We start from the raw sequence: 14,975 nt of genomic DNA on the forward strand, positions 1-14,975 counted from the left end.
CTTCGAACTTAAGTTTCTGAGCAGACTCATAGGACACATAAAGTTCCGGGATTGGACCGTAAGGCATAACCTTAGCGGGGCGTGGAACCGCCGCTGTTTTGACTCGCTTTTTCATCTTGCTTCTTTTCAGGCATTTTCCGACACGCGGATGCGGTGCTTGTACAGGTGATTATAGTGAGGCTTCATCCGACGGTGCACACGGCGCACGCGTTCAGGGGCATCAGCCACTTCAACGTACTTACGTCTTTGAGGTTTCAGACCGGTAGACTGGGCCAGGTTGGCATGAAAAGACCCACCGTCCCACCAACTATGCTCGGACGGGTCGCCACCAGCTTTCCAGGTCAGAGCCTCTTTGACGAAGGGGATGCCAACCGCATCGCAGAATGCCCGGGTCATGTCATGCGGGTTTTCCAGCAGGTCGTCACTGTCAACAACCGGAGGTTTTTTGCCGCCGTTCAAGGCTGTCAGCAGATCAAACAAAGCGCGCTGCTCGGGGAACCCGACCTCGAGCTCATCGAAATCCGGCCATTTGTTGTACATGGACGAAATCGTCTTGGCCGGGTCGCGAATCAGGAAAGCATGTGTGAAATGCGACAAGAATTCGGGGTTCCACATATGGTTGATATAATGGGGGAAATCCTTGATGAAGACCGGCCCTTTTGCGGCACGGGCTTTGATATCGTCCCACACACTTTCCAGTGTCAGGCCGGGGGTTGTGACCTCACCTTCCTGAAAACGCGGCCACATTGGGTCTTCACCCTGATACCAGGCTTCGCCAAATGGTTCATGCAGGCAATCCAGATCGCCACGTTGGCGCATCATCCATTCAAACGCGGTCGAGGTAGAGCGGGGAATCGCCCAAAGAGCTACAATCTTGTGCATTCGCTTCAGTCTTTCAATGAGGAGAGCAGGCTGCCCTGCTGGGTTTCCGGAGCCAAGCCCAGGGTTTTGAAAATGCGCCAGTAAAGCGCGGTGTCATGGCCGATGACCGGCTTGCCAAGCCGTTTCTCCAGTTCGACTTCATAGTGAACCGGACGCTGGGCAATACCGTCGGACGAGCGGCGATAATTGCTCATCCCGTTGATCAGATAAGCATCGACATTGGGGGCCTTGTCGGCAGTATAATCGAAGGACTTGTAGATCAGCTCTTCTTCAAAACACCAAATGCACGCATCGACCGCTTCCTGGCTGTTGAACCAACCCTGATCAAAAAAGTTACCGGCCCAGACCACATCAAACCCGGCTTCTTTCAAGAACCCAACTGTGCCTTGATACCAAGTGTCCCTGTGATAGCAGGCGTTGAGCGCGACCTTTTCCACATTCTGATCACGCAGCGCTTCAACCATCGAATAGCCTGCCATGTGAAACGGTGTTTCGTACTTGTCGCTCAGCATTTCGATATGCTGACGGATACCTTCTACACCCAGACCACTGGCATGCACCCAATTTGAACCGACCTGCCCACAGACGTCCGCCCCGTTGTTGGCCATGCATTCCATGAATTCTTCCAGCAGGCCGAAGTTCTTTTTGCGTTGATCCAGCCGGTGAGCATAGTCCGGCACATGAAGCATACGGCCGTGCACACCGACACTGCGTGGTGACATGCGCAAGAAATCAGACGGGGCCGCGTCAAAGTCATGCGGAGGACAAGTAAAACCAACCTGATGCGGAAAGAGCTTGACCTTGGGGTTTTCCCACTTGGGTGGCTTTACGTAACTGTTCATCGCTCATCTGTTCCCTTGGAGAAACCTGGTAGAGAGTTAGAACTGTTTTGCTTTGCATTCCCATTGCTTTTTTGTGCTCATACTCATACCAAAATTGATATGATCTTCCACTTACGAAAATTGCCACCCAAGAGCTCACTGTTAACCCTTGAAGTGGTAGCGCGATTTCGGGACTTCGTTGTACCGCCTAAGAACTGAAAACACCGAAATCAGCACTCAGCCGTCGTATTGATCATTTGAAATCCGATGTTGGGTCGCGTTCTTTTCGATCAGGACAGAATGCCAAGGATTTCGCGCGGCCGACAGACGCCATGGGACCGCCGCTTCTGAAGCCCCAAATTGAGTTGCAGTTGGATGGTTAGGGCTGGTTGGCAAAGCGCACATTCTTTAAATGCCGATTGGCCGATTTCGGAAGAATTCGATAGCTGCATCTATTTTCCGCAAGCCGCTGCGCATTGCGAAAGGTTAAGCTGGATCGGTGCAGTGTTGTTGACGCAATGTGTGGCCTACGCGACACCCACATGCGCTCAAGAGGCGGGCAAGTCCGGATCGATGCCGTATCTGCTGACCATCATCTGAACACTGCTTTCGATCGTGTCCTCCATCTCAGCCTTGGTCAGCGTTCCGCCGGTAAACAATAAAGGCCAGAAGGCGCGTGCTTTGATCAGGCCGATAAACTCTTGCCCGGCCTGTTCGGGGTCGTCGATTCTCAGCTGCCCATCTTCAGCCGCATCTTTGAGCATGGCGATAAATGTAGCGGTCTTATCCAGTTTGCCCTGCGCCTCAGCCGCGAGCACAGGGTTGCGCAAGGTTTCGCTGATGACCATCCGCGCCATCGCAATGACATCCGGCAGCATTAGAATTCGTCCCTCGGCCCAAGCCAGCTCGGTGAGTTGCTCGCGAATATCGCGACCCTTTTCATACCGGATTTCCAGCACCTCGGCAAAACGGCTGGACAATTCGATCACGATAGACCGGAACAGATTTTCTTTACTTTCAAAATACTTGTACAGCGTACGCTTCGACACTTCGGCCCGCGCAGAAATGCGATCCATGCTTGCTGCGGCAAAACCCTTTTCCTGGAACTCGGCCACGGCAGCTTCGATGATCTGTGCGGACTTGGACGCATTCGGTGTGCTGCATTCATTCATACCCGAGCTATAGACCTATTGACGGGGGCCGGTCAAACCCTAGGTAAACGCAGGAGTTTACAGGCGTGAAGTATTGTGCCACATGTAAACCCGCCAGTTTACCGACTCGGGCAACAAGCCAACACGGAGACCCCCTCATGGCCATAAATCTGAAACTGAACGGCGAGACGCATACGGTCGAAGCCGAACCCGGCACCCCCTTGCTTTGGGTAATCAGGGATGAACTGAAACTGACCGGAACCAAATTCGGCTGCGGCGTTGCCTCTTGTGGCGCATGCACGGTGCATTTGAACGGAGAACCCGTCCGCTCGTGCCAGACGTATATCGAAGATGTTGAAGATGCCGAGATCACCACAATCGAAGCGATCGGTGCGGACAAGATCGGCTCGGCCGTCCAGCAAGCTTGGGTCGAGCTTGATGTCGTCCAATGTGGATACTGCCAGTCTGGTCAGGTCATGTCGGCCGTTGGCCTACTGTCTGAGAACCCCAAGCCCAGCGCCGAAGAGATCGACGAATACATGTACGGCAACGCCTGCCGCTGCGCGACCTACCAACGTATCCGCGCCGGTATCCAGCGTGCATCTGAAATTCTGGAGGCCTGATTCATGACTATCAACACTTCCCGCAGGGGGTTTCTGAAGGGTGCAGCTGCCGCAGGTGCGGTTCTGCTGGTTGGTGCGCGTCCCGATGGCGCGATTGCCGCAGCGTCGTCCGAGAACGTTCAGCTCAATCCGTTTGTGCGGATTGATGCCGACGGCACCGTGACTGCGATCGTGAAGCATTTTGAAATGGGTCAAGGCCCAGCGACCGGTCTGCCGACGATTATTGCGGAAGAAATCGGCCTGCGGATGGACCAGATCGATTATGACTTTGCACCGTCTAACCCCCAAGTTTACGCCAACCTTGCATTTGGTCAGGCCCAGGGTACCGGCGGTTCGACCGCTATCGCCAACTCATGGCAGCAATACCGCCAGGCCGGTGCCGCTGCGCGTGAGATGCTGATCACAGCCGCCGCGCAAGCCTGGGGCGTGGACGCGTCGGGCGTGACGATCGATGAAGGTGTTGTGAAGGCGGGCAGCAACGAAGCTCCAATCGCCGAATTTGTGGCGGCTGCGTCGCAGCTCGAAGCTCCGGCAGAGCCGCGCCTGAAAGATCCGTCAGAGTTTCGTTTGATCGGCAACCCGGATGTGCGCCGTAAGGATTCAGCCATCAAGGGCAACGGTCAGGCGATCTATGGTATGGATTTGCATTTACCCAACCAGATGATCGCCATGATCAAACGCCCTGAGGCGCGCGGTGCCACTGTTACTGGCTTTGACGATAGTGTCGCGAAAGAGATTAAGGGCTTCATCAACGCTGCGACTCTGCCCAACAATGCGGGCGTCGCTGTCTACGCCGAAAACACCTGGGCTGCGATTCAGGCCCGTGATGCGCTTGAGGTCGAGTGGGACATATCCGCAGCCGAAACGCGCAATTCGGATGAGATCGAGGCCGAGATTCTTGCCGCTCTGGACGCCGAGCCACAGCACAATGTGAATAAAGCGGACATGGCAGCCGTTGCGAAGGCAGTCGACGGTGCGGACACGGTGATCGAAGAGACATTCTTCTTCCCGCTTCTGGCGCATGCCCCGATGGAGCCAATGAACTGCACCATCGAACAAACCGAAGATGGTGGCATCTTGCTGCACGACGCCGCGCAAATCCCCACGATCACCCATTTCGCCTTCGCCGAGATTTTCCAGCTTCCTCCGGAAAAAATCCAGATCAAGACACTGCTTGCAGGTGGGTCCTTCGGTCGCCGCGCCACTCCGGATGCGGATTATCAGGTCGAAGCCGCCTTGGCCTTTGTACTTACTGATCGGACGCGTCCGGTGAAACTGGTCTGGACTCGCGAAGATGACATCCGCGGTGGCTACTACCGCCCTGCTTTCGGCCACAAGGTCCGTGTCGGACTGGACGGTCAGGGCAACGTTGTCGGCTGGCAGCATAAGGTTGCGGGACAGTCGATCATGAAAGGCACACCGTTTGAGTCTGTGCTGGTCCATGACGGCGTCGACCACAGCTCGGTCGAGGGTATCGCAGACAGTCCTTACGCCATCCCGGGCATGTCGCTGGGTTTGACCGACACGGCCAAGGCGACCTCGCTTTTGTGGTGGCGTTCGGTGGGTCACACCCATACGGCCTATGTCATGGAAACCATGATGGACAAAGCTGCCGAAGCAGCAGGGCGTGATCCGGTTGAATTCCGTCTTGCACATCTGAACGATGCGGCCAATGCCGATCAGGCCCGCAAGGCCGGTGTCCTGAAACTGGCTATCGAACAGGCGGGTTGGGGAAATGCACCGGCTGGTCATGCGCAGGGCATCGCGGTGCACAAGTCATTTGGTTCGTATGTTGCCGAGGTTGTCGAAGTGTCCGGCGACGTGGACAGCGGTATACGCATCGAAAAGGTGACCTGTGCCGTCGATTGCGGAATTGCCGTGAATCCTGACGTGATCAAGGCGCAAATCGAAGGTGGTGTCGGTTACGGCATCGGCCACGTCATGCGCGATCAGATCACGCTGACCAGCGGTGCCGTGGATCAGACAAACTTCCCGGATTACGAGCCGCTGCGGATCAGTGACATCCAGGCCATCGACGTGCACATCGTTCCTTCGGCTGAGGCGCCGACCGGTGTGGGTGAGCCGGGCACGCCCCCATCCGCTCCGGCGCTGGCGAATGCGATCCGCGCCCTGACGGGCGTTAAGGTCACGACCCTGCCGATGGCGGAAAACGGCGTTACATTCGCCTGACCGAAAACTTTAGGGCTTCGGCGTTACTTGCGTCGACGCCCTTTTGCTTCCCGCACAATTTGATCAAATTTGATGACAAAGCAAATCCATTGAAGTACATCTCGGGGGAATAGCACCGACGGAGCCCCCAATGGACCTGAGCGCCCTGCACAATTTCCGAGTTGCCGCATGTGACCTGAACGGTCAGATGCGTGGCAAACGCGTCCCCGCCAATTATGCAGACAAGCTGGAAAAAGGTGCGGTGCGGATGCCGTTCTCGGCCTTGAACGTTGATCTGTGGGGTGCTGATATCGACGGCAGCCCTCTGGTCTTTGAAACAGGCGACGCCGATGGCGTCTTACGCCCGACGGAACGTGGACCAGTGCCGGTTCCCTGGCTTGCAAATGAAACGGCGCTGGTTCCAATGAGCCTTTTTGACGACGACGGGACTCCGTTTGCCGGAGACCCGCGCCATGCCCTGGCCACTACGTTGGAGCGCTATGCACAGCGTGGCTGGTCGGTTTTGGCTGCAACCGAGCTAGAGTTCACTCTGGTCGATGCCTCTGGCCCGCAACCGCAGCCTCCGTTGAATCCGATCACCGGTCGCCGTCTTTCGCATGAGGCCGTTCTATCAGTTGCCGAAATGGATGCCTTCGAAGCGTTTTTCACTGACCTGTATGACGGTTGCGCCGACATGGGAATCCCGGCGCAGACTGCAATTTCAGAAAGCGGCGTGGGCCAGTTCGAGATAAACCTGAACCACCAAGACGCCATGCGCTGTGCGGACGATACGTGGCTTTTCAAGGCTTTGACGCGGGGGCTGGCCCGCAAACACGGGTTTGCGGCAACCTTCATGTCCAAACCTTATGCGGATGATGCCGGTAACGGGATGCATGTGCATTTCTCGGTTCTGGATCGAGACGGGCGTAACGTGTTCGACAATGGTGGATCTGAGGGCACCGAGGTTCTGAAATCCGCCGTGGCGGGCTGTGTCGCGGCCATGCCTGGCAGCACATTGATCTTTGCGCCGCATGGAAATTCTTACACGCGACTTGTGCCGGGCGCACATGCGCCGACCGGAGCGTGCTGGGCCTACGAGAACAGAACCGCGGCCATTCGTATTCCGGGTGGCGCGCCGGCAGCACGTCGCATTGAACACCGCGTCGCGGGGGGTGACATCAATCCGTACCTTATGCTGAGCGCGGTTCTGGGCGCAGCCCTAATAGGTATCGAAGACGGGCTGCAGCCCCCTGCCCCAATCACCGGAAACGCCTACGATCATCCGGACCTGCCGCAGTTGATGCCAGACTGGTCCACGGCAATAGACCGGTTTGAGGCAGATCCCCTGATTGCCCGCCTGTTCCCGGCCGATCTGATCCGGTACCTGGCAATGACCAAGCGGCAAGAGATTGCCCGATTTGAAAATATTCCTTCAGAGGCACACTGGCTGAGCTATCTTGAGGCGGTTTGACCCTCTTGCCGCCCTGCACGAACTCAGCTAGAATGAATTTGATCAAATTTGGTGTCACATGAAAATCGGCATAGTACAAACCGGCCACACCCCAGATGTGCTGCAGGATGAATTTGGGGATTACGACGCTCTGTTCCCCAAACTTCTTGATGGCCACGGGTTTGATTTCGAAACATTTGCGGTTGTGGACAATGTCTTCCCAAACGGAGCCGATGATGCAGATGGTTGGGTCATCACCGGATCGCGCCATGGTGCGTATGACGACCTGCCTTGGATTGCACCGCTGGAAGCGTTGGTCCGAGAGATCCACCAAAGCGGCAAGCCGCTCATTGGCGTGTGTTTTGGCCACCAGATCATTGCGCAGGCCCTGGGTGGCAAGGTCGAGAAATTCTCGGGCGGGTGGGCCGTGGGGCGGACAGAGTATGACTATGATGGGGACAAGGTCTGGCTAAATGCCTGGCATCAGGATCAGGTTGTACAACTCCCTGATCAGGCTCGTGTTCTGGGACGGAATGCATTCTGCGAAAACGCGATGCTGGCCTATGGAGACACGATCTGGACAGTTCAGGCGCATCCAGAATTTTCTAACGGATTCGTTTCGGGCTTGATGCGGACACGCGGCAAAGGCGTGGTTCCCGATAACCTTATGCGAGCAGCCGCAAACCGTGAAACTGCACCCGATGACAATGCAAGAATCGCGCGCCAAATGGCCGAGTTTCTAAAGAAAGAGAGAGCCTGATGGCTGATTGGACTGATAAACTGCCGGACGCCGCCAAAGCGTATTTCCACGGACAGAGGCTGGACGAGGTTGAATGCATCATCTCGGACCTGCCTGGTATCGCACGGGGTAAGGCTGTGCCTGCTTCGAAGTTTGCAAAGCAGTCGTATTTCCACCTGCCCGACAGCATTTTCTACCAGACCATCACAGGTGGCTGGGGCGAGGCCGCAGGTGAAGATGGCTTTATCGAGCGGGATATGATCCTGAAACCCGATTTCTCGACCACCTCCGCTGCGCCCTGGACCGGAGACTGGACGCTGCAGGTGATCCACGACGCTTACGACCGGGACGACAATCCTATACCGTACAGCCCGCGCAATGTTCTTAAGCGTGTTGTGCAGCTCTATCACGACAAGGGATGGAAACCCGTTGTCGCGCCCGAGATGGAGTTTTTCTTGGTCGCGCCCAATGTCGACCCGGCACAGGGCATCAAGCCTATGATGGGTCGCTCTGGCCGCCCGGCGGCGGCACGACAGGCCTATTCCATGACAGCAGTGGACGAGTTTGGTCCGGTGATCGACGACATCTATGATTTCGCCGAACATCAGGGGTTCGAGATCGACGGCATCACGCAGGAAGGTGGAGCCGGACAGCTAGAGATCAATCTGCGTCACGGCAATCCGATCAAGCTGGCGGATGAGGTATTTTACTTCAAACGCCTGATCCGTGAAGCTGCGTTGCGCCACAACTGTTTTGCGACTTTCATGGCAAAACCGATCGAGGAAGAGCCCGGATCGGCCATGCACATCCACCATTCGATCATCGACATGGAAACGGGAGAGAACCTCTTCTCCGGTCCGCAGGGCGGTGAGACGGACGCGTTCTACCACTTTATTGCAGGGTTACAGAACCATCTGCCCGCCGGCCTGGCCGTGATGGCGCCTTATGTGAACTCCTACCGACGCTATGTGAAAGACCATGCAGCGCCGATTAATCTGGAATGGGCCCGCGATAACCGCACAACCGGCATCCGCGTCCCGCTTTCTGGCCCCGCGGCGCGCCGTGTCGAAAACCGTATCGCTGGGATGGACTGCAACCCGTATCTGGGCATCGCATTGTCACTGGCTTGCGGCTATCTAGGCTTGATCGAACAGGAACGCCCCCGCCGCCAGTTCTATGGCGACGCTTATGAAGGCGAAGGGGATATTCCTCAGGTCATGGGGGAAGCGCTGGATCTGTTTGACGGGGCTACGGCCCTGCACGAGGTCCTTGGGCCCGAATTTGCCCGCGTCTACGGCATCGTAAAACGCGCCGAGTACGAGGAGTTCCTGCAGGTCATCTCTCCGTGGGAACGCGAGCATCTGTTGATCAACGTCTGAGACACGCCGTGAACCTGCTTTACTCCAATGACCGCAAGGGCGAATACCCTGCCAGTTGGTACGCTGCGACGGCGAACCCCATGGAACGTTTTCCTGCTCTGTCAAAGGATACCAAAGCAGACGTATGCGTTGTAGGTGGTGGCTACACCGGCCTGTCAGCAGCGCTGCATCTGGCCGAAGCCGGGTTCGACGTCGTGTTACTCGAAGCCCATCGCGTCGGCTTCGGCGCGTCCGGTCGCAATGGTGGCCAATTGGGCAGTGCGCAACGGATGGATCAGGAAGATCTCGAACGCCTTGTTGGCGATGCAGATGCTACCAAGCTGTGGGATTTGGCCGAAGACGCCAAGGATCTGGTCAAGTCCCTGATCGCCAAACACCAAATCAACTGCGACTTGAAACCCGGAATTGCGGTTTTGGGCCTAAGCTCTTCAGAGCAAAAAGAGCTGCACGACCATGCCGGTCACCTGTCTGACCGGTACGGCTATGATCAGATTGAGCTGTTGGATGAAAACGCAGGCCGCGCGCTCTGCCCGTCCCCGGCTTACAAAGGCGGCTACCTGGATATGGGCGCGGCGCACCTGCATCCTTTGAACTATGCATTGGGGTTGGCGCACGCGGCGGCGAAAGCGGGCGTGCGAATCTACGAAAACACCGAAGTCACTGGGATTGGTGAATCACGGCCCGCGGTGATCCGAACCTCAGACGGGACTGTTCGGGCTGAACATGTGATCCTGGCGTGTAACGGCTATCTGGGCGACCTCAATCGCTCTGTGGCCTCTCGGGTCATGCCCATCAACAACTTCATTGCCGCCACCGAACCACTAGGCAGCGATGCCGCACGTGTTTTGACACAGGATGTCGCGGTTGCTGATACCAAGTTCGTTGTGAACTATTTCCGCCTGAGTGCGGATGGTCGGCTGTTGTTCGGGGGCGGCGAAAGCTATGGCTACCGTTTCCCTTCAGATATTGCCGCCAAGGTTCGCAAACCCATGACCGAGATTTTCCCGCATCTGCGCGATGTCAAAATCGATTATGCTTGGGGGGGGACGCTCGCAATCACCATGCGGCGAATGCCCTATCTTACCCGCGTGGCACCAAATATCCTGTCGGCCTCGGGCTATTCCGGTCATGGCGTCGGCACTGCGACACATGCCGGACAACTCATGGCCATGGCAATACAGGGACAGGCTGAAGGGTTCGATACAATGGCGCGTGTGCCTGCCCTGCCCTTTCCCGGCGGACCCGCCCTGCGCAACCCGCTGCTGGTACTTGCGATGACCTGGTTCGCGCTGCGCGACCGTCTTGGGGTCTGATCCACTTAAACATTATGACAGATTGGTGAATTCTCGCCGCAGCGTGGAATGAGCGCTTGGCTTGCCACGTGAATAGCTTTATCTTTCCCAAAGATAGAATTCGGGAAAACCAAATATGACGCTTCCACCAAACGTTCATGACGCCGAACCCATCCCCGCAGCCGCCCGCGAAGCCATCGACGCCTTGATGCAATCAGGCGATCTGTTCCGCTATACCGCACCGCAAGATGCCCCGGTGGCCTTGCTGGAAGCCGAGTTCGCGAAATTGCTGGGTTCGAAATACGCTCTTGCGGTTTCTTCTTGCTCGGCCGCGCTGTTCCTGTCGCTCAAGGCGCTGGATTTGCCTCGCGACGCACGCGTTCTGATACCCGGCTTTACCTTCGCCGCAGTGCCCTCTTCTGTCGTGCACGCGGACTGCATTCCGGTTCTGTGCGAGGTGGGTGAAAACTATCGCATCGACATGGTAGATTTCGAGGCCAAGCTGGGCAACGCTCAAGCCGTGATCATCAGCCATATGCGCGGACATACGTCAGACATGGATGCCATCATGGACCTGTGCGACGCGCGCGACATCCCGGTGATCGAGGACGCAGCACATTCGCTGGGCACCACGTGGCATGGCCGCAATATTGGCACCATTGGCAAGGTCGGCTGTTTCTCGTTCCAGTCTTACAAGATGATCAACGCAGGCGAAGGCGGCATACTGGTCACGGATGATGCTGATATGGTGGCCCGCGCCGTCATCATGTCTGGCGCGTATGAGCATAACTGGAAGAAGCACAAAACTCCGCACGGCGACAACTCGTCCGAGTTGGAAGAGGCCTTTGCCCGCTGGCAGAACAAACTGCCGCTGTATAACCTGCGTCTCAGCAATCTGAGCGCGGCGGTGATCCGTCCTCAGATCCCTGAACTTGCGCGCCGTGTTCGCGACGGCCTGGCAAATCACGACTATGTGGCCGAGCGCCTGAACACATCACCCTATATCGATGTTCCCGCACCGCTGGCACCTGAAAGGCGAGCGCCCGACTCGATCCAGTTCAATCTTGTTGGCATGGACGAGGCCGAGATTCGCACCTTTGCCGCCGCATCCGAGGCACGTGGTGTGAAAGTGCAGGTCTTTGGTCTGAGCGAGGACAATGCCCGTGCATTCTGGAACTGGCAGTTCTTGCCCGAGAAATTCGAGCTTCCCCAAACCCGCGCCATGCTGATGAAAGCATGCGACGTGCGCCTTCCCGTGCGACTAACACGCGAAGAGCTGGATGTGATCGCGGATATTCTGCTGGCTTCTGTGGGCGAAGTGACCGGCCCGATGCCGGTCTATGGCACCTAAAAAAACAGGCCCGCTTAACTGCGGGCCTTTTCTTTTCGATTTCAGTTCAGCTTGGACAGCTTCTGCTGAAGCTCTGCCAGTTGTTTCTTGATGTCGTCCAGGTCCTCTTTCGGCTCGGCCTTTTCCTCTTCCGCGTCAGGCGAGGACCAGCCGCTGGACAAACCACCAGTCATGGCTTTCAGGAACGCTTGTTGCTGCGCTTGCAGCGCGTCGAAGCCCGGCATCTGCGACATCGGGTTCATGGCGCTCATATTCTCCATCATCTTGCTTTGGCTTTCACGAAGCATCTCGAACGAGCTTTGCAGGAATTGTGGCATCATACCCCCACCCGGCACCATATAGCTGCGGACCAGATCGTTCAGCACATTAACCGGCAGTACGTTTTCACCGCGGCTTTCATGTTCAGCAATGATTTGCAGAAGATATTGACGTGTCAGATCATCCCCGGTTTTCAGGTCGATGATCTGAACCTCGCGCCCATCACGGATAAACCCCGCAATATCTTCGAGCGTCACGTAATCGCTGGTCTCGGTGTTATACAGCCGACGGCTGGCATAGCGCTTGATCAGCAGCGGTTTTTCTTGGTCCGACACCGGGTACCCTCCCCAAGGATGATGCGTTGCAGCACAGGTTATGCGACTGCAGCACAAAAAGAAAGGGCAGGTCAATGGACCTGCCCAACGCGATTGCACCTTTAGGGAGGATAAGGTGCCTATCGCGGACGTTCTTACTTGGCCGCTGCGGCTTTCTTAGCAGCAGTGGTCACGTCGTTGGTTGCTTTCTTGACAGCAGCAGTTGCTTCTTCTGCAGCGTCTTTGCCAGCAGCCATCAGCAGCTCGACGGTTTCGGTCTGAACTTTTTTCGCGATTTCAGCGAAAGCAGCCAGGTTTTCAGCTGCGACTTCAGCCGACGCGCTTGCAAAATCGGTTGCCGCTTTTGCGTAGTCAGCAGGCTCTGTCTTTGCTTTCGACATCTCGGTCAGCTTGGCCAGGGTGTCCTTGGTCCATTTGTTCGAGATCTCGGCCGATTTCTCAGCAGCTTCCAAAGCAACGCCCGACAGCTTTTCGTTCAGCGAAGCGGTCGATTTGAATGCGTCTTCCATTGCGGTGGTGTCCACCGGGAATGCGCCCATCATGTCTTTCATGATCGCGCTAAAGTCTTGGGTCTTTGCCATTGTCCTAATCCTTTTAGCCGGTCCGGGCCCACCCCGGGCTTCATCAGCTTGAGGACAATATGATTGCTGCATCGCAGCATTGCAAGTTTTTTCTTGCTGCGATGCAGAAAAATTTAAGTTTCAAAATGAAATCAGGCGTTTGGATTTGCCAAAACATAGGTACCCGGAGCCGGAGCTAGGCTTGGGTATTCCGAATCGCCGGCAACGCGTGCGGGCACCTGTTTCCCGGACCGTTTCTTCAGCCATGCGTCCCACATCGGCCACCAGGACCCTTCATGAAAGTCTGCCTCCTTAAGCCAAGTGTCGGAATCCAGTTTCAGGTCTGGATTGGTGTAGTGTCCGTACTTCTTTTTGCTCGGAGGGTTCACGATGCCTGCGATATGGCCCGACTCGGAAACCACGAAAGTCTTCGAACGCGATCCCATTTTCTGAACGCCCCGGTAGCAGTCTTTCCAGGCAGCGATATGATCGGTTTCGCATGTAACGGCCATCAAAGGCACATCTACATCGCTGACGGACAGTTTGTGTCCCAACAGCTCAAAACCGTCTGTTGCGAACTCGTTACGCTGACACAGGCCGCGCAGATAATCGACGGCCATTTTCGCGGGAAGGTTCGCGCCATCGCCGTTCCAGTAGAGCAGATCAAAGGCCGGAGGCACCTCGCCCATCATGTAACTGCGAATGGCTGGTCCATAGATCAGGTCGCGTGACCGCAGGAACGACATCGTGCGCGCCATGATCCACGAGCGCAGCACGCCTTCCTTGTTCACCTCTTCCTCAATCCCGTCGATGAAGTCGTTTTGCAGGAAAGGCGTGAATTCACCCTGATCAGAAAAATCCGTTAATGCCGTGAACAGCGTGGCTGATTTGACCGACTTATCCCCGCGCTGCTTCATCAGCGAAAGAGTCAGGCTAAGAGTAGTGCCCGCGATGCAGTAGCCGACCGCGTTGACCTGTTTGACCTTGCAGATCTTCTTGGCAACGTCGATTGCCGTCAAAAAGCCGTCCTGAATGTAATCTTCCATGCCGGTTTCGGCATAGCTTTCATCTGGATTGACCCAGCTGACAACAAATAGGGTGTAGCCTTGCTCGGTGATCCACTTGATCATGCTGTTCTGTGCTTTGAGGTCCAGGATATAAAACTTGTTGATCCAGGGCGGGAACAGGACGATTGGTGTCTCGTAGACAGTGTCTGTCGCAGGCTTGTACTGAATCAGCTCCATCATCCGGTTGCGATAGACCACTTCACCCGGTGAGGTTGCCAGGTTTCCGCCGACCTCGAACGCATTTTCGTCCGCCAGCTTTACCACCAGTTCGCCATCGTTGGCTTCCAGGTCGGCAACAAGGTTCTCCAGCCCTTTGATCAACGATTGGCCTTCTGTCTCGACCGCTTTTTGCAAAGCATCCGGGTTCGTCGCCAGAAAATTGGTCGGCGCCATCATGTCGATGATCTGCTGCGAGAAATACTGCAAGCGCCGCTTGTCCTTGGTATCAAGATCGTCGACCGAAGCGACAGCTTGCGCAATAGCCTGGGCGTTGGTTTGGTATTGTTGACGGATCAAACGGAAGTAAGGGTTGGTTTCCCACAAGGGGTTCGAGAAGCGCTTGTCTCCGGGGGAGGAGATTTCGTCATCCGCTTCGCCTTTTGTCAACGCACGCTGCGCTTCAGCAAAGTTCAGAACAGACTTTCCCCAGAATTCTATCTGCTGCTCCAACAGTTTGGCGGGATTTTGCCAAGCTTCGGCCCAATATGCCGTTGCTGCTCGTGCGAAAAGCTCTTGATTCGGGCCATCTAATGCAGGTGTGTGAGGCTTTTTAGTAGCCATGACCTCAATCAAACGCTTCGAGAGTTGCTCGACCTTTTCCATATTTTCTTTAAGGCGTTCAATGTGTTCGTCTGATACGTCTGGCATTTGGTCTTCACTTGTTGTCATTTTAACAATT

General features: G+C 56.0%; 13 protein-coding genes. 7 read left to right on the top strand and 6 right to left on the bottom strand.

What is annotated here, in order from left to right; translation table 11 throughout:
* Positions 1 to 126: 126 nt before the first annotated feature.
* The 3 genes from GOV91_RS20090 to GOV91_RS20100 form a co-directional block, all read right to left on the bottom strand.
* On the bottom strand, positions 127 to 882 hold the full coding sequence (locus tag GOV91_RS20090; RefSeq protein ID WP_171236775.1) for a sulfotransferase family protein: 756 nt from the start codon (positions 880 to 882) through the stop codon (positions 127 to 129).
* A 5-nt stretch (positions 883 to 887) separates the two neighbouring features.
* Positions 888 to 1,724, bottom strand: a complete 837-nt coding sequence (locus tag GOV91_RS20095) for a hypothetical protein (protein ID WP_171236776.1) — start codon at positions 1,722 to 1,724, stop codon at positions 888 to 890.
* Positions 1,725 to 2,251: 527 nt separating this feature from the next.
* Positions 2,252 to 2,875 (bottom strand): TetR/AcrR family transcriptional regulator, encoded by a 624-nt coding sequence (locus tag GOV91_RS20100; protein ID WP_171236777.1) that lies wholly within the window; start codon positions 2,873 to 2,875, stop codon positions 2,252 to 2,254.
* A 137-nt stretch (positions 2,876 to 3,012) separates the two neighbouring features.
* On the opposite strand from GOV91_RS20100, the gene GOV91_RS20105 reads away from it, so the two are divergent.
* The 7 genes from GOV91_RS20105 to GOV91_RS20135 all read left to right on the top strand — a co-directional run bounded on the left by GOV91_RS20105 (position 3,013) and on the right by GOV91_RS20135 (position 11,857).
* The gene (locus GOV91_RS20105; protein WP_171236778.1) at positions 3,013 to 3,477 is read left to right on the top strand and encodes a (2Fe-2S)-binding protein; all 465 of its coding nucleotides are present in this window, start codon (positions 3,013 to 3,015) and stop codon (positions 3,475 to 3,477) included.
* A 3-nt stretch (positions 3,478 to 3,480) separates the two neighbouring features.
* On the top strand, positions 3,481 to 5,667 hold the full coding sequence (locus GOV91_RS20110; protein WP_171236779.1) for a xanthine dehydrogenase family protein molybdopterin-binding subunit: 2,187 nt from the start codon (positions 3,481 to 3,483) through the stop codon (positions 5,665 to 5,667).
* A gap of 130 nt (positions 5,668 to 5,797) precedes the next feature.
* Complete coding sequence (locus GOV91_RS20115) at positions 5,798 to 7,117, top strand: glutamine synthetase family protein (protein ID WP_171236780.1); 1,320 nt, start codon at positions 5,798 to 5,800, stop codon at positions 7,115 to 7,117.
* Between the two features lie 58 nt (positions 7,118 to 7,175).
* Positions 7,176 to 7,856 (top strand): type 1 glutamine amidotransferase, encoded by a 681-nt coding sequence (locus GOV91_RS20120; RefSeq protein WP_171236781.1) that lies wholly within the window; start codon positions 7,176 to 7,178, stop codon positions 7,854 to 7,856.
* Complete coding sequence (locus GOV91_RS20125) at positions 7,856 to 9,214, top strand: glutamine synthetase family protein (RefSeq protein ID WP_171236782.1); 1,359 nt, start codon at positions 7,856 to 7,858, stop codon at positions 9,212 to 9,214. Before GOV91_RS20120 ends, GOV91_RS20125 begins: the two co-directional genes overlap by 1 nt.
* Before the next feature lie 8 nt (positions 9,215 to 9,222).
* Positions 9,223 to 10,527, top strand: coding sequence for an FAD-binding oxidoreductase (locus GOV91_RS20130; protein ID WP_171236783.1), 1,305 nt, complete (start codon positions 9,223 to 9,225; stop codon positions 10,525 to 10,527).
* A gap of 115 nt (positions 10,528 to 10,642) precedes the next feature.
* Positions 10,643 to 11,857 carry a DegT/DnrJ/EryC1/StrS aminotransferase family protein gene (locus GOV91_RS20135; RefSeq protein ID WP_171236784.1) on the top strand — a complete coding sequence of 405 codons (1,215 nt, stop codon included), beginning with the start codon at positions 10,643 to 10,645 and terminating at the stop codon, positions 11,855 to 11,857.
* 41 nt (positions 11,858 to 11,898) lie between these two features.
* Here the strand turns inward: GOV91_RS20135 and phaR are convergent, their stop codons facing one another.
* The 3 genes from phaR to GOV91_RS20150 all read right to left on the bottom strand — a co-directional run bounded on the left by phaR (position 11,899) and on the right by GOV91_RS20150 (position 14,965).
* Entirely contained in the window at positions 11,899 to 12,450 is a 552-nt protein-coding gene (gene phaR / locus GOV91_RS20140; protein ID WP_171177332.1) for a polyhydroxyalkanoate synthesis repressor PhaR, read from the bottom strand.
* A gap of 134 nt (positions 12,451 to 12,584) precedes the next feature.
* Positions 12,585 to 13,031, bottom strand: a complete 447-nt coding sequence (locus GOV91_RS20145; RefSeq protein ID WP_171177334.1) for a phasin family protein — start codon at positions 13,029 to 13,031, stop codon at positions 12,585 to 12,587.
* Between the two features lie 131 nt (positions 13,032 to 13,162).
* Positions 13,163 to 14,965 (bottom strand): alpha/beta hydrolase, encoded by a 1,803-nt coding sequence (locus GOV91_RS20150; RefSeq protein WP_171236785.1) that lies wholly within the window; start codon positions 14,963 to 14,965, stop codon positions 13,163 to 13,165.
* Between the last annotated feature and the right edge of the window lie 10 nt (positions 14,966 to 14,975).

This window comes from Ruegeria sp. HKCCA6837 (assembly GCF_013034475.1).
Classification (GTDB): domain Bacteria; phylum Pseudomonadota; class Alphaproteobacteria; order Rhodobacterales; family Rhodobacteraceae; genus Ruegeria.

Bases quoted from the DNA above. Each gene is read 5' to 3' on its own strand.
- GOV91_RS20090 (WP_171236775.1), bottom strand. From the start codon at position 882: ATGCACAAGATTGTAGCTCTTTGGGCGATTCCCCGCTCTACCTCGACC.
- GOV91_RS20095 (WP_171236776.1), bottom strand. From the start codon at position 1,724: ATGAACAGTTACGTAAAGCCACCCAAGTGGGAAAACCCCAAGGTCAAG.
- GOV91_RS20100 (WP_171236777.1), bottom strand. From the start codon at position 2,875: ATGAATGAATGCAGCACACCGAATGCGTCCAAGTCCGCACAGATCATC.
- GOV91_RS20105 (WP_171236778.1), top strand. From the start codon at position 3,013: ATGGCCATAAATCTGAAACTGAACGGCGAGACGCATACGGTCGAAGCC.
- GOV91_RS20110 (WP_171236779.1), top strand. From the start codon at position 3,481: ATGACTATCAACACTTCCCGCAGGGGGTTTCTGAAGGGTGCAGCTGCC.
- GOV91_RS20115 (WP_171236780.1), top strand. From the start codon at position 5,798: ATGGACCTGAGCGCCCTGCACAATTTCCGAGTTGCCGCATGTGACCTG.
- GOV91_RS20120 (WP_171236781.1), top strand. From the start codon at position 7,176: ATGAAAATCGGCATAGTACAAACCGGCCACACCCCAGATGTGCTGCAG.
- GOV91_RS20125 (WP_171236782.1), top strand. From the start codon at position 7,856: ATGGCTGATTGGACTGATAAACTGCCGGACGCCGCCAAAGCGTATTTC.
- GOV91_RS20135 (WP_171236784.1), top strand. From the start codon at position 10,643: ATGACGCTTCCACCAAACGTTCATGACGCCGAACCCATCCCCGCAGCC.
- GOV91_RS20145 (WP_171177334.1), bottom strand. From the start codon at position 13,031: ATGGCAAAGACCCAAGACTTTAGCGCGATCATGAAAGACATGATGGGC.
- GOV91_RS20150 (WP_171236785.1), bottom strand. From the start codon at position 14,965: ATGACAACAAGTGAAGACCAAATGCCAGACGTATCAGACGAACACATT.